The sequence below is a fragment of the Rhizobacter sp. genome (assembly GCF_031412075.1).
GTDB lineage: Bacteria > Pseudomonadota > Gammaproteobacteria > Burkholderiales > Burkholderiaceae_C > Rhizobacter.
The window spans coordinates 1-18,759 of sequence record NZ_JANOCG010000296.1; the positions used below are offsets into that span (position 1 = coordinate 1).

Below are 18,759 nucleotides of genomic sequence, written 5' to 3' on the forward strand. Positions count from 1 at the left end.
CACGCTCGATCTGCGGCTGCTGCTCCAGCCAGGTGGCGAGCTTTAAGGCGCGCTCCGACTGCGCACGCATGCGGATGTCCAGCGTCTCCAGGCCCTTGAGCACCACCCAGGCATTGAAGGGTGACAACGACATGCCGGCGCTGCGCATCACCGGCACGAACTTTTCGTTGATGAGCTGCTCGGGGCCGCAGAGCGCGCCGGCGATCACGCGCCCTTGGCCGTCGAGGTACTTGGTGCCGGAGTGCACCACCAGGTCGGCACCAAACTCCACCGGCCGCTGCAGGGCCGGTGAGCAAAAACAGTTGTCGACGGCCAGCAGCGCACCGGCCTCTTTTGCGACGAGCGAGAGCGCACGGATGTCGCACACCTCGGTCAACGGGTTGGTCGGCGACTCGGCGAAGAGGAGTTTGGTGTTGGGCTTGATCGCCCGGCGCCACGCGTCCACTTCGGTCTGCGACACAAACGTCGTCTCAACACCGAACCTGCCGAACTCACGCCCGAACAACATGATGGTCGAGCCGAACACACTCTGCGAACACACCACGTGGTCACCGGCCTTCAACAAGCCCATGCCCAGCAGCAAGATGGCACTCATGCCGCTCGACGTACCGATGCAGCCCTCGGTTCCTTCGAGTGCGGCCAGGCGCCGCTCGAACATCGTCACCGTCGGGTTGCTGAAGCGCGAGTAGATGAAGGCTTCTTCTTCGTTGGCAAAACGCGCCGCGGCCGTGGCCGCGTCAGGCTGCACGAAGCTGCTGGTCAGGAACAGCGCTTCGGAGTTTTCGCCCCAGGCGCTGGGCGGCAGGCCCTCGCGGACCGCCAGCGTGTCGCGCCGCAAACCCTTGGGCAGGTCAACGCGCGGGATCTTCTTGCCCACGCTCACGACTGCTCGGTGGCGCTTTGCAGCGCGAGCCGCGTGCGATCGTTGTTGTCTTCTTCGTCACCTTGCGACTTGCGTTGCGTGGCCATCGCGTCGAAGTCGGCGATCGATACGTCGCCCGTCACGTAGTGGCCGTCAAAACATGAAGCTTCAAACCCGGCGAGCTTGGGGTTGAGCGCCATCACCACTTTCTTCATCGCATCCACGTCTTGGTAGATCAGCGCGTCGGCGCCGATGAACTGGCGGATTTCTTCGATGCTGCGGTTGTGCGCGATCAGCTCTTCGCTGGTGGGCATGTCGATGCCATACACGTTAGGGTAACGCACGGGCGGCGCGGCCGAGGCCATGTAAACCTTGCGTGCACCGGCGTCGCGCGCCATCTGCACGATCTCTTTCGACGTGGTGCCGCGCACGATGGAGTCATCGACCAGCAACACGTTGCGGCCCTTGAACTCGACGCCGATGGCATTGAGTTTCTGGCGCACCGATTTCTTGCGCACGCCCTGCCCCGGCATGATGAAGGTGCGGCCGACGTAGCGGTTTTTCACGAAGCCTTCGCGGTAGGGCTTGCCGATCTTTTGCGCGAGCTGCATGGCCGATGGGCGGCTCGACTCGGGGATGGGAATCACCACGTCGATCTCGTTGGGGCGGATGGTCGAGATCAGGCGCTGTGCCAGCGTCTCGCCCATGTTGAGGCGGGCCTGATAAACCGAGACGCCGTCCATCACCGAATCAGGCCGTGCGAGGTAGACAAACTCGAACATGCAGGGGTTCAGGCTCGGGTTCTCGGCGCACTGCTGGGTGTGGGTATTGCCCTCGAGGTCGATGAACACCGCTTCGCCCGGCGCCACGTCGCGGACCACCGTGTGGCCCGTGCCTTCGATGGCCACCGATTCGCTGGCCACCATCACCTCGCGGCCTTCGGGCGTCACCGTTTCGCCAAAACACAGCGGGCGAATGCCGTACGGGTCGCGGAAGGCCAGCAGGCCATAACCCGCAATCAGCGCCACCACTGCATACGAACCCTTGAGGCGCTTGTGCACCGCGCGCACGGCCTTGAACACTTCTTCGGGCGACAGCGGCAGGTCGCGCGCTGCGACACCCAACTCGTGCGCAAGGATGTTGATCAGCACCTCGGTGTCGCTGGTGGTGTTGATGTGGCGGCGGTCGATGTCGAACAGCTCTTGTTTGAGCGTGTGCGCATTGGTCAGGTTGCCGTTGTGTACGAGCACGATGCCGAACGGCGCGTTCACGTAAAAAGGCTGTGCCTCTTCTTCGCTGTAGGCGTTGCCTGCGGTCGGGTAACGCACCTGGCCCAGGCCCACCGGGCCGGGCAGCGCGCGCATGTTGCGGGTGCGGAACACGTCACGCACCATGCCGCGCGCCTTGTGCATGAAGCACTTGGTGCCTTGCATGGTGACGATACCGGCCGCGTCTTGGCCTCGGTGCTGCAAGAGCAGCAGCGCGTCATAGATCAGCTGGTTGACCGGGCTCTTGGAGATGACGCCGACGATGCCGCACATGGGAAATCCTTGGGTTTCAACGCACCGTGCTGGCAGGCGCCGGCAGGTGCTGCAAAAGTTGGGGTGGAAGCACCGGGCGCAAGCCCGTCAGCGCCGCATGCAGCCACTGTGCACCTTGCGAAGCTTGCCAGGTGGGAGATTTCACCAAAGGTGTGAGGCTGATCACGGTGGCGGCCGCCAGCAGCAGCAGCAGCCCGCGCAGCAGGCCGAACCCGGCGCCCAGCGCGCGGTCGGGCAGGCTCAAAGGGGTGGCGTGGATCAGGAAGCGCAACAGGCGCGACGCAATCGCCCATGCCAGCAAGACGCCAATGAAAAGCGCAGCGAAAGCCGCTGCGTGGTTGATGCCCGAGCCGGGTTTGCCCACCGGAATGTGCGGCGCGAGTTCGGCGGCGAACCAATGCGCCGCGAAATAGGCCACGAACCAGCCCAGCAACGACAGCACTTCGAACACAAAGCCGCGCACCAGCCCGACGATCACCGAGATCAACAACACACCGGCGAGAACGAGGTCGACCCATTGCATGGCTCGACGTCAGAGCGTGTAGACCGCCGAAGGCAGGCCCGCAGACTTGATCTTGTCAGCGGCCTTGTCGGCCTCGCCGCGCGAGGCAAACGGCCCCACGCGTACCCGAATGCGCTTGCCGCTGGAAGTCTCGACCACCTGGGTGTAGGTCTTGAGGCCGAGCTTCTCAACCTTCTGACGCGCTTCACGCGCCGCGGTCACTTCGGCAAAAGCGCCGACCTGCACCACGAAACGGCCTTCGGCGGCGGCCGGCTTGGCGTCTTTGCCTTCAAGCAGCGCCTGAGCGCGGGCACTGTCAGCGGGCTTGGCCTCGGGCTTGGGCGTCGCAGGTTTCGGTTCGGGTTTCGGTTCAACCGGCAGCGCGGGTGTCGGCTTGGCCTCCGCCGGCGACGCGGATGCAACGGCTGCCGGCGCCGAGGCTGCAGCCACCACGTCACGCCCCGCTTCGGCCGGCGTTTCGGCGACCACGCTCGGGGGCACCACCGGTGGTGTGACACGCGGCGCGGGGGTGGGGCGCGGCGCAGATGATGCACTACCGTCCTTGCGGGCAATTTCGATCGGGGTGTCGACGGGCAAGGGCCGTGGCTGCGTCTCGAACAGAAGCGGAAAGCCGATCACCCCCGCCGCCACCAGCACCACCGCGCCCACCAGGCGCTGGCGAGCACGTGTGCGGGCTTGCTGCACCGTGTCGACGGGCTCGGGTGACTTGGCAGACGCCTTGAGGGCATCACCCGACTTGCGCTTCAGAAATGACAGCAAACCCATGCAGTGCTGGTTCCAGGTGGGGCGTTTGCGCGCTCGTTGAGGGCTGGTTGAAGGCTGGCCCCACCCGCACGCGTGACCGGCGGAGAAGGCCGGTGGCTGGTGTCAGCCGACGTGCTTGGCGGTCAGACGGGGCAGACCGTCCTTCAGCACGCCGCCCACGGTGTAAAACGAGCCGAAGGCCACGATTCTATCAGCGGGGTCTGCTGCAGACACTGCGGCGCGCAGGGCTTCGGAGGGGTTGGCATGGCAGGCGGTGGTGACCGGCCCGGGGCCGCGCAAGGCAAGGCTCTGATGCAACGATTTCAGCTGCTGCGCCGTGGCTGCACGCGGGATGGGCAGGTCGCAAAAATGCCAGTGGTCGACCAGCGGCGCCATGCGGGTGAGGATGGCGGTGATGTCCTTGTCGGCCATCACGCCCAGCACGGCATGTGTGCGCGGGAAGAAACCCATCTGGTCGAGGTTCTCGAACAGCGCGCCCACCGCGTGCGGGTTGTGTGCCACGTCGAGCACCAGCGTGGGCTGGCCGGGCACGATCTGAAAGCGGCCCGGCAACTCAAGCGTCGCCAAGCCATTGCGCACGGCCTGCGCGGTGATCGGCAGACGGTCGCGCAAGGCCTCGAATGCAGCCAGTGCGCCCGAGGCGTTGAGCAATTGGTTGGCGCCGCGCAGCGCCGGGTAGGCCAGGCCGTTGAAGCGCTTGTTGCGCCCGCCCCAACCCCATTGCTGCTTGTCGCCGGCGTAGTTGAAATCACGGCCGATCTGCCAGAGGTCGGCACCGATCTCTTGCGCATAGGCCCCCACACTCGCGGGCGGCACCGGGTCACTGAACACCGCTGGCTTGCCGGGCCGCATGATCGCGGCCTTCTCGCGGCCGATGGCTTCGCGGTCGGGGCCGAGGTATTCCATGTGGTCGAGCGCGATGCTGGTGATGACGGCGCAGTCGGCGTCGATCACGTTGACCGTGTCGAGCCGCCCGCCCAGGCCCACTTCGAGGATCACCATGTCGAGCTCCGCCTGCGACAGCAGCCGCAAGATGGCCAGGGTGGTGAACTCGAAATAGGTCAGCGCCATCTCGCCGCGCGCCTGTTCGACCGCCTCGAAGTGCGGCAGCAGCTCGGCCGCCGACACCATCGCGCCATTCACGCGACAGCGCTCTTCGAAGTGAACGAAGTGCGGCTTGATGTAGAGGCCCACCTTGTAGCCCGCCTGCAGACCGATGGATTCGAGCATCGTGCAGGTCGAGCCCTTGCCATTGGTGCCCGCCACGGTGATCACCGGCACCTTGAACGCGAGGCCGAGACGTTGTTTGATGGCCTCGCTGCGCGCCAGGCCCATGTCGATGTCTTTGGGGTGCAGGCGCTCGCAGTGGTCCAGCCATTCGGCGAGGGTGGTCGGTTGGGGCATGGGGTTCGGAGGTTTGAATGCGCAAGGGCGGCCGAGGCCGCCCTTGTGCGCTGTCAGGCGAGGTGGGCTCAGGCGACGGCGTCAGCGCTTTGCCGCTGCAACATCGCCAAGGCCTTGGCGATCACGCTGCGCAGCTCGCGCCGGTCGACGATGGCGTCGATGGCACCGGTCTGCATCAGGAACTCGGCACGCTGGAAGCCCTCGGGCAGCTTCTCGCGCACGGTGTCGGCGATCACGCGCGGGCCGGCAAAGCCGATCAGCGCCTTGGGTTCGGCGATCACCATGTCACCCACGAAAGCAAAGCTCGCCGACACACCGCCCATGGTGGGGTCGCACAGCACGCTCACGTAAGGCAGCTTGGCTTTGGACAAATGCGTCAGCGCCGCATTGGTCTTGGCCATCTGCATCAGGCTGAGCAGGCCTTCTTGCATGCGCGCACCGCCGGTGGCGGTGAAACTGATGAAAGGCACCTTCTGCTCGACGGCCATCTCGACGCCGCGCACGAAGCGCTCGCCGACCACCGAGCCCATCGAGCCGCCCATGAAGTCGAACTCGAAGCAGGCCGCCACCACCGGGATGGTGTGCAGCGCGCCGCCCATCACCACCAGCGCATCGGTTTCGCCGGTGGCTTCCATCGCCAGTTTGAGGCGCTCGGGGTAACGCTTGCTGTCCTTGAATTTGAGCGCGTCGACCGGCACCACCTCTTGGCCGATCTCGTAGCGGCCTTCGCCGTCGAGGAAAGCATTCAGGCGGGCACGCGCACCGATGCGGTGGTGGTGACCACACTTCGGGCAGACGTTGATGTTCTGTTCGAGGTCGTTCTTGTAAAGCACCGTCTCGCAAGACGGGCACTTGATCCACAGACCTTCGGGCACCGTGCGGCGTTCGCTCGGGTCGGTCTGCTGCATCTTGGGGGGCAGCAGTTTCTCAAGCCAGCTCATGCGGGAGCTCCTTTCAAGGAATCGAGGGCTGCGCGGATCTCGGCGATGAACGCCGCGCCCGCGGAGGCAACATTGTCGCGTGTTTGGGATTCAAGCAATTTCACAATGCGGGCGCCGATCACGACGGCATCGGAGACGGCTGCCACCGCCATGGCCGTTTCCGCATCGCGGATGCCGAAGCCCACCCCGACCGGCACCTTCACGTGGGCACGAATGCGGGGCACAGCCTCTGCTACAGCCTGGGTGTCGATCGCGCCTGAGCCGGTCACGCCCTTGAGCGACACGTAGTAGACGAAGCCGGTCGCGATGCGGGCCACGTCCTTGATCCGTTGTTCGGTCGAGGTGGGGGCCAGCAGGAAAATCGGATCGAGTTCGGCAGCCCTCATCCGCGCAGCGAAAGCCTCGCACTCTTCAGGCGGATAGTCCACGACCAACACGCCATCGACACCAGCCGCCTTGGCGTCGCGCACGAAGGCACCATCGCCCAACCGCTGGTCGTAACGTTCGATGGGGTTGGCATAGCCCATGAGCACGATGGGCGTGGTGTCGTTGCTGCTGCGGAAACCGCGCACGAAGTCGAACACCTGAGGCAGTCCGATGCCTTTTGCCAAGGCACGCTCACCCGCCGCCTGGATCACCGGGCCATCGGCCATGGGGTCGGAGAACGGCACACCGAACTCGATCACGTCGGCCCCCGCCTTCGCCATCGCCAGCAGCACCTCGACGGTGGCGTCGGGGTAGGGATCCCCGGCCATCACGTAGGGGATCAGCGCCTTTCGGCCTTGCGCCTTGAGGGTCTCGAAAACAGCTTGAATGCGGCTCATGCGCCCCCCTTCACGCTGCGACCGGCCTGCGAGGGACGGTCAAAGTATTCGGCGCCAGAGAGGTCGGCCACGGTGCCGATGTCCTTGTCGCCTCGGCCGGAGAGGTTGACCAGCAGGTGCTGGTCGGAGCGCATCGTGGGCGCGAGCTTCATCGCGTAGGCCACGGCGTGCGCCGACTCCAGCGCCGGGATGATGCCTTCGGTGCGGCACAGGCGGTGAAAGGCCTGCAGCGCTTCAGCGTCGGTGATGCCGACGTATTCGGCGCGGCCGATGTCCTTCAGGTACGCATGCTCGGGGCCCACGCCGGGGTAGTCGAGCCCAGCCGAGATGGAGTGCGTCTCGGTGATCTGCCCGTTGTCGTCTTGCAGCAGATAGGTGCGGTTGCCATGCAGCACGCCTGGTGAGCCCTTGTTGAGGCTGGCCGAGTGTTTGCCGGATTCGAGGCCCTGCCCTGCGGCCTCGACACCGATCAGGCGGGTGCCCTCGTGCTCGATGTAGGGGTAGAAGATGCCCATGGCATTCGAGCCACCGCCCACGCAGGCGATCACGGCATCGGGCTGGCGCTTGATCATCTCGGGCATCTGCACCAGGCACTCGTCGCCGATCACACGCTGGAAGTCACGCACCATCGCCGGGTAGGGGTGCGGGCCCGCCACCGTGCCGATGATATAGAACGTGTTCTCGATGTTGGTGACCCAGTCGCGCATGGCTTCGTTGAGCGCGTCTTTTAGCGTCTTGGAGCCGCTTTCGACCGGCACCACACGAGCGCCCAGCAGGTGCAATCGGTAGACGTTGGGCGACTGGCGCTTCACGTCTTCACTGCCCATGTAGACCACACATTCCATGCCGTAGCGGGCGCAGATGGTGGCGGTGGCCACACCGTGCTGGCCTGCGCCCGTCTCCGCGATGACACGTGGCTTGCCCATGCGGCGCGCCAGCAAAGCCTGGCCGATGGTGTTGTTGACCTTGTGCGCGCCGGTGTGGTTGAGGTCTTCGCGCTTCAAGTAGATCTGCGCCCCACCCAGCTCACGACTCATGCGGGCTGCGTGGTAAATCGGGCTGGGGCGGCCCACGAAGTGCTTGAGTTCGTGGTGGTACTCGGCGACGAAGGCCGGGTCGCGGCGCGCCTGCTCGTAGGCCGCGTTCAGCTCATCGAGCGCATGGATCAGGGTTTCAGCGACAAAGGTGCCGCCATAGGGGCCGAAGTGCCCTTTGGCATCGGGCTGCTGGTAGTTCAACATCGTGAAAAACGCTTTCAGGTGGAGTCATGTCGGAGAAGCTGCGATACGCGCGTCCGCTTCGCGGACGGCTTCGCAGAACCGGCGCATGGCCGCGGCATCCTTGATGCCTTTGGCACTCTCGACGCCGGAGCTGACGTCAACGGCCGAGGGCCGCACCTGAAAAATGCCTTCGATCACATTTCCGACATGCAACCCACCAGACAAAACGACTGGACGGGGCACGTTTGAAGGGATGAGAGACCAATCGAAGACCTTTCCGCCGCCACCATAACCCTCGACGAAGGCGTCGAGCAACAGTCCCTGGGCGTGTGGGTACTGAGCGGCGAAGTCTAACAAATCGAAGCCGGGCCCGATGCGGGCGGCACGCAAGAAAGGCCTGCCCGCTGCTCGGCAATCGGCCGGGGTTTCGTCACCATGGAATTGCAGCAGCAGGTCGGGCATGGCCTGGGTGGCGGCGGCGATCAAGTCGGCATCGGCATTGACGCACAAGGCCACCGGCGTCACAAAGGGCGGCAGGCGTTTTGCCAGCGTCGCAGCACGCTCGACCGTTACGGCCCGCGGGCTGCTCGGGTACAGCACGAAGCCCACCGCGTCGACGCCGGCTTCAACAGCCGCATCGACATCGGTCTCGCGGGTCAGGCCACAGATCTTGATTCGGGTGCGGGCGTTCATGCCGTTCTCTCGGTGGGCAACCAGTCCATGGCGGGCGTGCGGGAAGGTAGCCCCAAGCGCGCATCGTAGTACGGCCCCACAAAGTACAGGCCGTCAGCGGGGAATGTCGGCGCCGCCTCCTTGCGCGAGCGCGAGGCCAGCACCTCGCTCATCCAGGCCACGGGGCGCTGGCCACTGCCGATGGCGACCAGGCAGCCCATGATGTTGCGCACCATGTGGTGCAAAAAGGCCGAGCCGTCGAAGTCAAATCGCCAGTAGCTCCCCACACGGCTGATCTCGATGTTGCGCATCTGTTTGACCGGCGAAGCGGCCTGGCACTCCGACGAGCGGAAGGCGCTGAAATCGTGTTCGCCGATCAGCAAGTCCGCCGCCGCGCGCATGCACTCCGGGGTCAGCGAGCGATGCGTCCAGCCCGCCAGGCCCGTTTCCAGCGCGGGCCGCACGGCGGACTCCAGCAGCAAGTAGGCGTAACGCCGGCCCTGGGCGCTGTAGCGCGCATGGAAGTCATCTGCGACCTCGTGACACCACTGAACCGCGATGTCAGAGGGCAAATAACGGTTGCTGCCACGCACCCAGGAGGCCAACTCGCGCTGCACCGGTGGGTCGAGGTGAATCACCTGGTTCAGGCCATGCACACCGGTGTCCGTACGTCCAGCACACAAAGTGCGAACAGGCGTTGCCGCAAACTGCGACAGCGCCTGTTCGAGATGGTCTTGCACAGTGCGGCCGCCGAGCTGGCTCTGCCAGCCGTTGTAAGCCTGGCCGCGGTAGCAGATGCCGAGTGCCAGCCTCACACCAACCTGGGCCGATCAGCCCAGATCGTTGAGCATGCTCTGAGCACGCGTCTTGACTGCGCCGCTGGACTTGGCCACGACTTCTTGCAGGAGGTCGCGAGCACCTTCCGTGTCACCGATCTGGCGGAACTCTTCGGCCAGCTCGAGCTTGCGGGCGATCGGGTCCGAGCCGTCGTCGCTGACGTCACCCAGGTCGATGGCACCGAAGTCGCTCGACACCGGCACGCCGGGGGTCACCTTGGGTTGCGCCACCGTGGTGTCGCCGCCGAGGTCAAGAGAGATGCTGCCCAGATCAAAGTCCATCGGGCCCGTGGCAGGAGCCGCGGGCGCGGGGGGCGGCGAAGGCGGCAGGTTGAAGCTCATGCTGTCAAACGACGGGGCAGGCGCCGGAGCAGCCGCCATCGGCTGGGTACGCTCCGCAGCGCGCGAAGGAGCAGGCGGCGTCGAGTCGGGCAGAGCCAAGTCGAGATCGAGATCGATGCTGTCGCCGGAGGTGGTGTCAAACCCGCTTCCCGAGCTGCCACTCGAACCGAACTCGGATGGAGACGGCAACACCGACTGCGGCATGGTGCTCGCACCCAGCAGCTCGGCCGCCGGACGACCATCGCCCTCGGCACCGGCGGGCTTGCCGCCAGGTTGGTAGAGCTGGTTGTCGGGGTCAATCTGCACGCCGATCTCTTGCGCCTTGGCCCAGTCTTCACCTTGGCCACCGGTCAAGCCGAACAACTGCGTGGCGAGCAACTCGAAGCCCTTGGTGTCGCGCCGCTTGGCATAAACCTCGAGCAGCTTGGTGCGAATGGCCAGGCGTTCGGGGCTCGCACGCATCGCCTCTTTGAGAATTTCTTCGGCTTGCAAGTCACGGCCATAGGCCAAGTAAACATCGGCCTCGGCCACGGGATCGACGTCACCGATGGCGTCGAGCTGGCTCAACGAGTAGCTCATGGACGACGAGGCGCCGCCGGCATCACGCGTGTCGATGCGCTGGCCACCGCTGGCACCAAAGAAGGAGTCAGGCTGCAAGCGGCTTTCGAGGAAGGATGTTTCGCCGCTGTCCTTCTTGGCGCGCTTGGTGAAGCGATAGATGCCGAAGCCAGCGAGCAAGGCAATGAGTGCGGCACCTGCGGCCAACACCAACGGGTTGTCTTCCAGCAACGAAGCAAATGGGCCTGGAGGCTCGACGACAGGCGTTGCGGCCGGCGCAGACGCCGCCATCGGCCGCGACGGTGCAACGGCCACCACGGGAGCGCTGGCGGGCTCCATCACGGCGCTAGCCGCCGCCGATGCGGCAGCCATCACGGCCGGTGCAGAAGCCGCAGCCACGACGGCCGGAGCAGATGCGGGTGCTGGTGCTGGTGGAACCACCACAACAGGAGCAGGAGCGGGAGCAGGCGCAGGAGCCGGCGGAACCACCGGTGCAGGGGCCGGCGCAGCTGCAACAACCGGTGGCTTCGGTGCTACCACTGGAGGTACGACCACCGGCGGGGCCACTGGAGCGGCGGTGGCCGGTGCAGTGCCCTTGCCCGACGCGGTGCCCGACGCGCCAGAGAGCTTCTTAAGCTCATCCACGTTCTTGGAAAGCTCGGCCACGCGGGCCGTGGCGTCTTTCTTCTCGCGCTCTTTCGACAAACGATCTTCAGGCGCAGAAGCCTTGGCGGTCGAGCCCTTGCTGAGCGTGAGCTTGTCGGGGGCGGGAGCGGCGGTCGCCTTGCGGTCGTCCACAGAAGATTGCACCTTGCCACCAGCCTGGCGCGCGGTGCCGTCGGTCTTGGCCGCAGGAACCGCTGCGGCAAGGCGCTGCCGGTAGGTGCCGAAGTCGGCGCTCTGCGCCTGAATCAGCTGGCGGGCTTCAGCCGGCGTGACGGCCTTGGCCGTTTCGGCCGAGGGCACAGCCAGCACCACACCCGACTTGAGGCGGTTGATGTTGCTGTTGACGAAGGCTTCCGGGTTGGCCTGGTAAAGCGAGGCCAACATTTGATCGAGCGAAACCCCTTGGCGCTGCGAACGGCCGGCGATGCGCGACAGCGAATCACCAGGACGCACCGTGTACTCGTCACCGATGGGCTCAGCCGGCGATGAAGCAGGGGCCTTCACGCTCGGCTTGCGAGGTTCAACAGGAGCGCCATCAGTGGTGGCCGACGCCTTCGGGGTCACCGGCTTGCGCTCGGCGGCACGCGGCGCAACGGCGACCGGCTCAGTAGGCGCCGGAGAAATCAGCGGCGAGGTGGTGGCGGCTGGCGCAGCCGGCACCGGAGAGGCCGCGGTACGGGTCACCGGCGGGTCCAGCAGCAAGGTGTATTCGCGAACCAGGCGGCCCGTGGACCAGGTGATTTCCAAGATCACATCAATGAACGGCTCTTGAACCGCGCGGTCACTGGTGACACTGAGGAAAGAGCGTCCGTCGGCGCGGCGCTGCAGCAACACCTGAGTGCCCGGCAGCACCGAGTTGTAGTCGACACCCGCGGCGCGATACGACTCGGGAGGCGCAATGCGGATGTTGAGGTTGGAGGCTTCCTCAGGCGTGATGCTGGTGACATCAATCTCAGCGCGCAGGATTTCACCCAGCGATGACTGCACCTGCAAACGGCCGAGGCCCAAGGCCCAGGCATTCGAGGCCATGAGGCAGGCGGCGAGAGCCGCCCCGGTCAGAGCGAATCGCCCTGTGGTGTACAGCGAATTTCTTTTCAAGGCGTCTCCCAATAGGACGGGGGTGGAAGCGAGCGAGCCCCACTGCTTTCGGAGTTGTTGTTGACGCAAACCACGGGTTTCCTGGGCGTAACAGTAGAAATCACAATAACATCAACGAGATACAAAGACAAGCTCATGCTTTGCCTGACATTTGCTCGCAAACGCCATTCGCGGGTTCAGGAGATGGCCCTTGTTGTGGTTCTGCAACGCAAAACAAGGGCCAACTCGGCAGGTCAAATCAGGCGTCCAGCAGAATGCGAAGCATGCGGCGCAGGGGCTCCGCTGCTCCCCACAACAACTGGTCGCCGATGGTAAAGGCGCCCAGGTATTCCGGGCCCATGGCCATCTTGCGCACGCGGCCCACCGGAATCGTCATGGTGCCGGTCACTGCCACGGGGGTCAGGTCGCGGATCGTCGCCTCGCGGGCGTTGGGCACGAACTTCACCCAGGCGTTGTCATTGGCGATCATCGATTCGATGTCGGCCAGCGGCACGTTCTTCTTCAGCTTGAAGGTCAGCGCCTGGCTGTGACAACGCATCGCGCCCACACGCACGCAGAAACCGTCGACCGGCACCGCAGGCGTGCCGAAACCTTCACCCTGGCCCATGATCTTGTTGGTCTCGGCGCCACCCTTCCACTCTTCCTTGCTCATGCCCCAGCCCGCATCGTCGGGCTGCTTTCCGATCCCCAGATCCTTGTCGATCCAGGGAATGAGACTGCCACCCAGCGGAACGCCGAAGTTGGCCGTCTCGGCTTCGGTCAGGCTGCGCTGTTTGGCGATGACCTTGCGGTCGATTTCGAGAATCGCGCTCTTGGGGTCGTCGAGCAAAGCCTTCACTTCGGCATTGAGCGTGCCGTACTGGGTGAGCAGCTCGCGCATGTGCTGGGCACCACCGCCCGATGCGGCCTGGTAGGTCTGCGTGCTCATCCATTCGACGAGACCGGCCTTGTACAGCGCGCCCACGCCCATCAGCATGCAGCTCACGGTGCAGTTGCCACCGATCCAGTTCTTGCCACCGGCGGCGAGCGCCTTCTTGATCACCGGCATGTTGACCGGGTCGAGGATGATAACGGCGTCGTCCTTCATGCGCAGCGTGGAGGCGGCGTCGATCCAGTGGCCGCTCCAGCCGGCGGCGCGCAGCTTGGGGAACACCTCGGTGGTGTAGTCGCCACCCTGCGCGGTGATGATGATGTCGCAGCGCTTGAGCGCGTCGATGCTGAAGCCGTCTTGCAGCGTGGTTTCGTTCTTCGCTTGCGCAGGCGCCTTGCCCCCGATGTTGCTGGTGCTGAAGAACACCGGCTCGATCAATGCAAAGTCATTCTCTTGTTGCATGCGGTCCATCAGGACCGAACCCACCATGCCTCGCCAGCCCACCAGGCCGACCAATCTCGTTGCCATGTCTGTTCCTATCGTCTGTGATTGAGTTTGAAGTCGTGAAAGCGCGTGATCAGCGCTGCGCTTTCAGGCAGGCGACCACAGCGTCGCCCATCTCCTTGGTGCCGACCTGGGTGGTGCCGGCACTGTAAATATCGGTGGTGCGCAGGCCTTGGGCCAGCACGCTCTTCACAGCAGATTCGATGCGCTGAGCTGCAGCTTCCTGGTTCAGGCTGAAGCGCAGCATCATCGCAGCCGACAGAATCGTCGCCAACGGGTTCGCAATGCCCTTGCCCGCGATGTCGGGCGCCGAACCATGGCTGGGCTCGTACAGGCCCTGGTTCTTCGCGTTCAACGAAGCCGAAGGCAACATGCCGATCGAGCCGGTGAGCATGGCGGCCTCGTCGCTGAGGATGTCGCCAAACATGTTGCCAGTGACGATCACGTCGAGCCGCTTCGGGGCCTTCACGAGTTGCATGGCCGCGTTGTCGACATACATGTGTTCCAGCTCGACGTCGGCGTATTGCGCATGCACTTCGGTGACCACATCGCGCCAGAACTGGAACGTCTCTAGCACATTGGCCTTGTCGACACTCAGCACCTTCTTGCTGCGCTTGCGCGCGGCTTGGAACGCCACATGGGCGATGCGCTCGATCTCAGGGCGCGAGTAGCGCATGGTGTCGAAGGCTTCATCGGCGCCCTTGAACGCACCATCGGGCGACTGGCGGCGGCCACGTGGCTGGCCGAAGTAGATGTCGCCGGTCAGCTCGCGAATGATCAGGATGTCGAGCCCCGCCACGATCTCGGGCTTGAGGCTGGATGCGTGCGTCAGCTCTTCATAACAAATGGCCGGGCGGAAGTTGGCGAACAACTCCAGGTTCTTGCGCAAGCCGAGGATGGCCTGCTCTGGCCGCAACGGGCGGTCGAGCTTGTCGTATTTCCAGTCGCCCACGGCACCGAACAGCACCGCATCGGCCGACTTGGCCAGGTTGAGCGTGGCATCGGGCAGCGGGTGGCCGTGGGCCTCGTAAGCGGCACCGCCCACCTTGGCTTCTTCGAGCTCGAACTTCAGGTCGAGACAGGCCAGCACCTTGAGTGCCTCGGCCATGATCTCGGTGCCAATGCCGTCGCCTGGCAGGATTGCAATCTTCAAGAGTCTGTCCTTCAGTTCAAATCGTGTGGGCGAGCCAGGGCTTGGTCAACAGCCGCTCGGCCTCGAAGGCCTTGATCTTGTCGGCGTGGCGCAGCGTCAGGCCAATGTCGTCGAAGCCGTTCAACAAGCAAAATTTGCGGAACGATTCAATCTCGAACGGCAACTCGGCCCCATCTGGCTTCACCACCACCTGGCGCTCCAGATCGACCACCAACTGGTAGCCGACAAAGGCGTTCACCTCGTCGAACAACTGGTTGATGGCCGACTCGGGCAACACGATCGGCAGTAGGCCATTCTTGAAGCTGTTGTTGAAGAAGATGTCGGCGTAGCTGGGCGCGATGATGGCGCGAAAGCCGTATTGATCCAGCGCCCAGGGCGCATGCTCGCGCGAGGAGCCGCAGCCGAAGTTCTTTCGCGTGAGCAGCACCGACGCGCCCTGGTAGCGCGGCTGGTTCAGCACGAAGTCTGGGTTGGCGCGGCGCGTGGCCGGGTCTTGCCCCGGCTCGCCCTGGTCGAGGTAGCGCCACTCGTCGAACAGGTTGGGGCCAAAGCCCGACTTCTTGATCGACTTCAGGAACTGCTTCGGGATGATGGCGTCGGTGTCGACGTTTTCACGGTCGAGCGGTGCGACCAGGCCCTTGTGGATGCGAAATGCTTGCATGGTGGTCGACCTTTTCAGGAGAGGCGGCGAACGTCGACAAAGTGGCCTTCGATGGCCGCCGCCGCCGCCATCGCCGGGCTCACCAGGTGGGTGCGGCCACCAGCCCCTTGCCGGCCTTCGAAGTTGCGGTTGGAGGTGGAGGCGCAACGCTCGCCCGGCTCCAGTCGGTCGGCGTTCATCGCGAGACACATCGAGCAGCCCGGCTCGCGCCATTCAAAGCCCGCCGCGAGGAAGACCTTGTCCAACCCTTCGCGCTCGGCCTGCTCCTTCACCAGGCCGGAGCCCGGCACCACCAATGCGAGCTTCACGTTCGACGCGATTCGGCGGCCGAGGCGACGCACGACCGCCGCGGCTTCACGCATGTCTTCAATGCGCGAGTTGGTGCACGAGCCGATGAACACCTTGTCGATCAGGATGTCGGCGATGAGCTTGTTGGGCTCCAGCGCCATGTAGGTCAGCGCGCGCTCCATCGCGCCGCGCTTGTTGACATCTTTTTCGCGCTCGGGATCGGGCACACGGTCTTCGATCGACAACACCATCTCGGGCGAGGTGCCCCAGGTGACCTGCGGGCGAATCTGCGTGGCGTCGAGCTCGACCACGCGGTCGAAGTGAGCATCGGCGTCAGATTGCAGCGTGCGCCAGTAGCTCACCGCATGATCCCAAGCGACGCCGGTCGGCGAGAACGGCCGTCCCTTTGCATAGGTGATCGTGGTCTCGTCCACTGCCACCAAGCCAGCGCGCGCACCGGCTTCGATGGCCATGTTGCACACCGTCATGCGGCCTTCCATGCTCAGCGCACGAATGGCAGAACCGGCGAACTCGATGGTGTGGCCGTTGCCCCCGGCCGTGCCGATCTTGCCAATGATCGCGAGCACGATGTCTTTGGCGCTACAACCGCGAGGCAACTGGCCTTCGACCTTGATCAGCAGGTTCTTGGCCTTGCGTGCCAAGAGCGTCTGCGTGGCCAACACGTGCTCCACCTCGCTGGTGCCGATGCCGTGTGCCAGTGCGCCAAAAGCCCCATGGGTGGAGGTATGCGAGTCGCCGCAGACCACCGTCATGCCCGGCAGCGTGGCGCCCTGCTCCGGGCCGATCACGTGAACGATGCCCTGGCGCTTGTCGTTCATCTTGAACTGCGTGATGCCGAGGCGGTCGCAGTTCTTGTCGAGCGTGTCAACCTGCAGCTTCGAGATGGGGTCGGTGATGCCGTGCGATCGGTCGGTGGTCGGCACGTTGTGGTCGCTCACCGCCAAGTTGGCCGACAGGCGCCACACCTTGCGCCCGGCCAGATCCAGGCCCTCGAAAGCCTGCGGGCTGGTGACTTCGTGCACCAGGTGGCGGTCGATGTAGAGAACGGCGGTGCCGTCTTCCTCGGTGTGGATGACGTGTTCGTCCCAGATCTTGTCGTACAGCGTGCGGCCCATGGCGACTCTCAAAGGTTCTGGCGAGGAAAAGGGTCGAATTTTAGGCGTTTACAAGCAAAAACCCCGGCCTGTGGCCGGGGTTTTGTGTGCACTCAAGGTGCGTTCCGGCGGTTCAAGCTCGTTGTGCGATCGGTTTGACGTCGCGTTGGGTGGCGCCGTGAAACAGCTGACGGGGGCGGCCGATCTTGTATTCCGGGTCGGCAATCATCTCGTTCAGCTGCGCAATCCAGCCCACCGTGCGGGCCAGCGCGAAGATGGCGGTGAACAAGCTCACCGGGATGCCGATCGCGCGCTGCACGATGCCGGAATAGAAGTCGACGTTCGGGTACAGCTTGCGGGCGACGAAGTATTCGTCTTCCAGGGCGATCTTCTCGAGCGCCATGGCCAATTTGAACAGCGGGTCGTTCTGCAGGCCCAGGGCCGACAGCACCTCGTGGCAGGTCTCGCGCATCAGCTTGGCGCGCGGGTCGTAGTTTTTGTAGACCCGGTGACCGAAGCCCATCAGCTTGACGTTGGAGTTCTTGTCCTTCACCTGCTTGATGAACTCGCCGATCTTCTCGACGCCGCCCATCTTCTGCACGTCTTCGAGCATGTTGAGCGCGGCTTCATTGGCGCCGCCGTGAGCGGGGCCCCACAGGCAGGCCACGCCAGCTGCGATGGCGGCAAACGGGTTGGTGCCCGACGAGCCACACAGGCGCACGGTGGAGGTGGAGGCGTTCTGCTCGTGGTCGGCATGCAGGATGAAGATGCGGTCCATGGCGCGCACCAGCACGTCATTGGGTTCGTACTCTTCACACGGCGTGGCAAACATCATGCGCATGAAGTTGCCGGCGTACGACAGGTCGTTCTTCGGGTAGATGTAGGGCTGACCGACCGAGTACTTGTAGGCCATGGCCACCAGCGTGGGCATCTTGGCGATCAGGCGGATGGCCGAGATCTCGCGGTGCTCGGGGTTATTGATGTCGGTGCTGTCGTGATAGAAGGCCGACAAACCGCCCACCAGGCCCGTCATGATGGCCATCGGGTGCGCGTCGCGGCGGAAGCCGCGCAGGAAGAACTGCATCTGCTCGTTGACCATGGTGTGGTGGGTCACGGTCTTGACGAAGTCGTTTTTTTGCGTCGGGTTGGGCAACTCGCCCTTCAGCAGCAGGTAGCAGGTTTCGAGAAAGTCGCAGTTGGTCGCGAGCTGCTCGATGGGGTAGCCGCGGTACAGCAACTCGCCCTTGTCGCCATCGATGTAGGTGATGGTCGACTGGCAGGCCGCTGTGGACAGAAAGCCCGGGTCGTAGGTGAACTTGCCGGTCTGGGCGTAAAGCTTGCGGATGTCGATGACATCCGGGCCGACGCTGCCCTTGTAAACCGGCAGGTCCATGGCGGGGCTGCCGTCAGAGAACGACAAGGTGGCTTTCACGTCAGAGGGGGTCATGGGCATTCCTTAGGAAAAGTCGAGAAAGACACACTGGCTCAGTGCGGCACACGCATCAGTCTGAGCACTTCAATCACATCGTCACGAACCAGCTCACCTTCGGGCTCCTTGCGGGACAACAACAAGTCCAGCAAATCGTTGTCCGACAAGTCCATCAACACCTGCAAGCCCTGGGCCTGACCTTCGGTCAACGAGGCCTCATGGCGCTTGAAAAACCGTTCGACGAACAAATCGTTCTCGAGCAGGCCGCGGCGGCAGCGCCACTTGAGCTTGCTGAGTGCACGAGCGTCGATCAGGTTGTACATGGCATGGCGTTCAGGCGTGGTTCAGACGGCGCGGCGAACCATCAATTCCTTGATCTTGCCGATGGCCTTGGTGGGGTTCAAACCCTTCGGGCACACATCGACGCAGTTCATGATGGTGTGGCAGCGGAACAAGCGGTACGGATCCTCCAGATTGTCCAAGCGC

At 64.3% G+C, this 18,759-nt stretch carries 17 protein-coding genes and 1 pseudogene; all 18 read right to left on the reverse strand.

The genetic code is table 11. The annotated features are described in order from the left end of the window. Positions 1 to 877, reverse strand: an 877-nt coding sequence (locus tag RMO40_RS10735; RefSeq protein WP_309720429.1) for an aminotransferase class I/II-fold pyridoxal phosphate-dependent enzyme, incomplete at its 3' end; no start/stop codon positions are given. A 2-nt stretch (positions 878 to 879) separates the two neighbouring features. Further along, a complete protein-coding gene (gene purF, locus RMO40_RS10740; protein ID WP_309720432.1) occupies positions 880 to 2,403 on the reverse strand; it encodes an amidophosphoribosyltransferase in 1,524 nt (507 codons plus the stop codon). Positions 2,404 to 2,419: 16 nt separating this feature from the next. Next, positions 2,420 to 2,926, reverse strand: coding sequence for a CvpA family protein (locus tag RMO40_RS10745; RefSeq protein WP_309720435.1), 507 nt, complete (start codon positions 2,924 to 2,926; stop codon positions 2,420 to 2,422). Positions 2,927 to 2,935: 9 nt separating this feature from the next. Next, entirely contained in the window at positions 2,936 to 3,691 is a 756-nt protein-coding gene (locus RMO40_RS10750; protein ID WP_309720439.1) for an SPOR domain-containing protein, read from the reverse strand. Between the two features lie 102 nt (positions 3,692 to 3,793). Further along, on the reverse strand, positions 3,794 to 5,095 hold the full coding sequence (gene folC, locus RMO40_RS10755; protein WP_309720443.1) for a bifunctional tetrahydrofolate synthase/dihydrofolate synthase: 1,302 nt from the start codon (positions 5,093 to 5,095) through the stop codon (positions 3,794 to 3,796). Positions 5,096 to 5,163: 68 nt separating this feature from the next. Continuing rightward, positions 5,164 to 6,036, reverse strand: coding sequence for an acetyl-CoA carboxylase, carboxyltransferase subunit beta (accD, locus tag RMO40_RS10760; RefSeq protein WP_309720446.1), 873 nt, complete (start codon positions 6,034 to 6,036; stop codon positions 5,164 to 5,166). Next, positions 6,033 to 6,860: a tryptophan synthase subunit alpha gene (trpA, locus tag RMO40_RS10765; protein ID WP_309720449.1), complete on the reverse strand. Its 828-nt coding sequence runs from the start codon at positions 6,858 to 6,860 to the stop codon at positions 6,033 to 6,035. Before trpA ends, accD begins: the two co-directional genes overlap by 4 nt. Next, complete coding sequence (gene trpB / locus RMO40_RS10770; RefSeq protein ID WP_309720452.1) at positions 6,857 to 8,101, reverse strand: tryptophan synthase subunit beta; 1,245 nt, start codon at positions 8,099 to 8,101, stop codon at positions 6,857 to 6,859. The genes trpA and trpB overlap by 4 nt, the downstream gene beginning before the upstream one ends. A gap of 24 nt (positions 8,102 to 8,125) precedes the next feature. After that, positions 8,126 to 8,773, reverse strand: a complete 648-nt coding sequence (locus RMO40_RS10775; RefSeq protein ID WP_309720457.1) for a phosphoribosylanthranilate isomerase — start codon at positions 8,771 to 8,773, stop codon at positions 8,126 to 8,128. Next, positions 8,770 to 9,567, reverse strand: coding sequence for a tRNA pseudouridine(38-40) synthase TruA (truA, locus tag RMO40_RS10780; protein WP_309720460.1), 798 nt, complete (start codon positions 9,565 to 9,567; stop codon positions 8,770 to 8,772). Before truA ends, RMO40_RS10775 begins: the two co-directional genes overlap by 4 nt. A gap of 15 nt (positions 9,568 to 9,582) precedes the next feature. Next, a complete protein-coding gene (locus RMO40_RS10785; RefSeq protein ID WP_309720463.1) occupies positions 9,583 to 12,183 on the reverse strand; it encodes a FimV/HubP family polar landmark protein in 2,601 nt (866 codons plus the stop codon). A 307-nt stretch (positions 12,184 to 12,490) separates the two neighbouring features. After that, positions 12,491 to 13,651, reverse strand: a complete 1,161-nt coding sequence (gene asd, locus RMO40_RS10790; protein ID WP_309720466.1) for an aspartate-semialdehyde dehydrogenase — start codon at positions 13,649 to 13,651, stop codon at positions 12,491 to 12,493. A gap of 49 nt (positions 13,652 to 13,700) precedes the next feature. Continuing rightward, complete coding sequence (leuB, locus tag RMO40_RS10795) at positions 13,701 to 14,780, reverse strand: 3-isopropylmalate dehydrogenase (protein WP_309720469.1); 1,080 nt, start codon at positions 14,778 to 14,780, stop codon at positions 13,701 to 13,703. 16 nt (positions 14,781 to 14,796) lie between these two features. Further along, complete coding sequence (gene leuD, locus RMO40_RS10800) at positions 14,797 to 15,441, reverse strand: 3-isopropylmalate dehydratase small subunit (RefSeq protein ID WP_309720472.1); 645 nt, start codon at positions 15,439 to 15,441, stop codon at positions 14,797 to 14,799. A gap of 14 nt (positions 15,442 to 15,455) precedes the next feature. Further along, positions 15,456 to 16,865, reverse strand: a complete 1,410-nt coding sequence (leuC, locus tag RMO40_RS10805; protein ID WP_309720474.1) for a 3-isopropylmalate dehydratase large subunit — start codon at positions 16,863 to 16,865, stop codon at positions 15,456 to 15,458. Between the two features lie 112 nt (positions 16,866 to 16,977). After that, complete coding sequence (gltA, locus tag RMO40_RS10810) at positions 16,978 to 18,291, reverse strand: citrate synthase (protein ID WP_309720477.1); 1,314 nt, start codon at positions 18,289 to 18,291, stop codon at positions 16,978 to 16,980. Positions 18,292 to 18,329: 38 nt separating this feature from the next. Beyond that, a complete protein-coding gene (locus RMO40_RS10815; RefSeq protein WP_309720480.1) occupies positions 18,330 to 18,596 on the reverse strand; it encodes a succinate dehydrogenase assembly factor 2 in 267 nt (88 codons plus the stop codon). A 21-nt stretch (positions 18,597 to 18,617) separates the two neighbouring features. Then, positions 18,618 to 18,759 (reverse strand): annotated as a pseudogene (gene sdhB / locus RMO40_RS10820) (succinate dehydrogenase iron-sulfur subunit); the annotation flags it as partial.

Bases quoted from the DNA above. Each gene is read 5' to 3' on its own strand.
- purF (WP_309720432.1), bottom strand. From the start codon at position 2,403: ATGTGCGGCATCGTCGGCGTCATCTCCAAGAGCCCGGTCAACCAGCTG.
- RMO40_RS10745 (WP_309720435.1), bottom strand. From the start codon at position 2,926: ATGCAATGGGTCGACCTCGTTCTCGCCGGTGTGTTGTTGATCTCGGTG.
- RMO40_RS10750 (WP_309720439.1), bottom strand. From the start codon at position 3,691: ATGGGTTTGCTGTCATTTCTGAAGCGCAAGTCGGGTGATGCCCTCAAG.
- folC (WP_309720443.1), bottom strand. From the start codon at position 5,095: ATGCCCCAACCGACCACCCTCGCCGAATGGCTGGACCACTGCGAGCGC.
- accD (WP_309720446.1), bottom strand. From the start codon at position 6,036: ATGAGCTGGCTTGAGAAACTGCTGCCCCCCAAGATGCAGCAGACCGAC.
- trpA (WP_309720449.1), bottom strand. From the start codon at position 6,860: ATGAGCCGCATTCAAGCTGTTTTCGAGACCCTCAAGGCGCAAGGCCGA.
- trpB (WP_309720452.1), bottom strand. From the start codon at position 8,101: ATGTTGAACTACCAGCAGCCCGATGCCAAAGGGCACTTCGGCCCCTAT.
- RMO40_RS10775 (WP_309720457.1), bottom strand. From the start codon at position 8,773: ATGAACGCCCGCACCCGAATCAAGATCTGTGGCCTGACCCGCGAGACC.
- RMO40_RS10785 (WP_309720463.1), bottom strand. From the start codon at position 12,183: ATGGCCTCGAATGCCTGGGCCTTGGGCCTCGGCCGTTTGCAGGTGCAG.
- asd (WP_309720466.1), bottom strand. From the start codon at position 13,651: ATGGCAACGAGATTGGTCGGCCTGGTGGGCTGGCGAGGCATGGTGGGT.
- leuD (WP_309720472.1), bottom strand. From the start codon at position 15,441: ATGCAAGCATTTCGCATCCACAAGGGCCTGGTCGCACCGCTCGACCGT.
- leuC (WP_309720474.1), bottom strand. From the start codon at position 16,865: ATGGGCCGCACGCTGTACGACAAGATCTGGGACGAACACGTCATCCAC.
- gltA (WP_309720477.1), bottom strand. From the start codon at position 18,291: ATGACCCCCTCTGACGTGAAAGCCACCTTGTCGTTCTCTGACGGCAGC.
- RMO40_RS10815 (WP_309720480.1), bottom strand. From the start codon at position 18,596: ATGTACAACCTGATCGACGCTCGTGCACTCAGCAAGCTCAAGTGGCGC.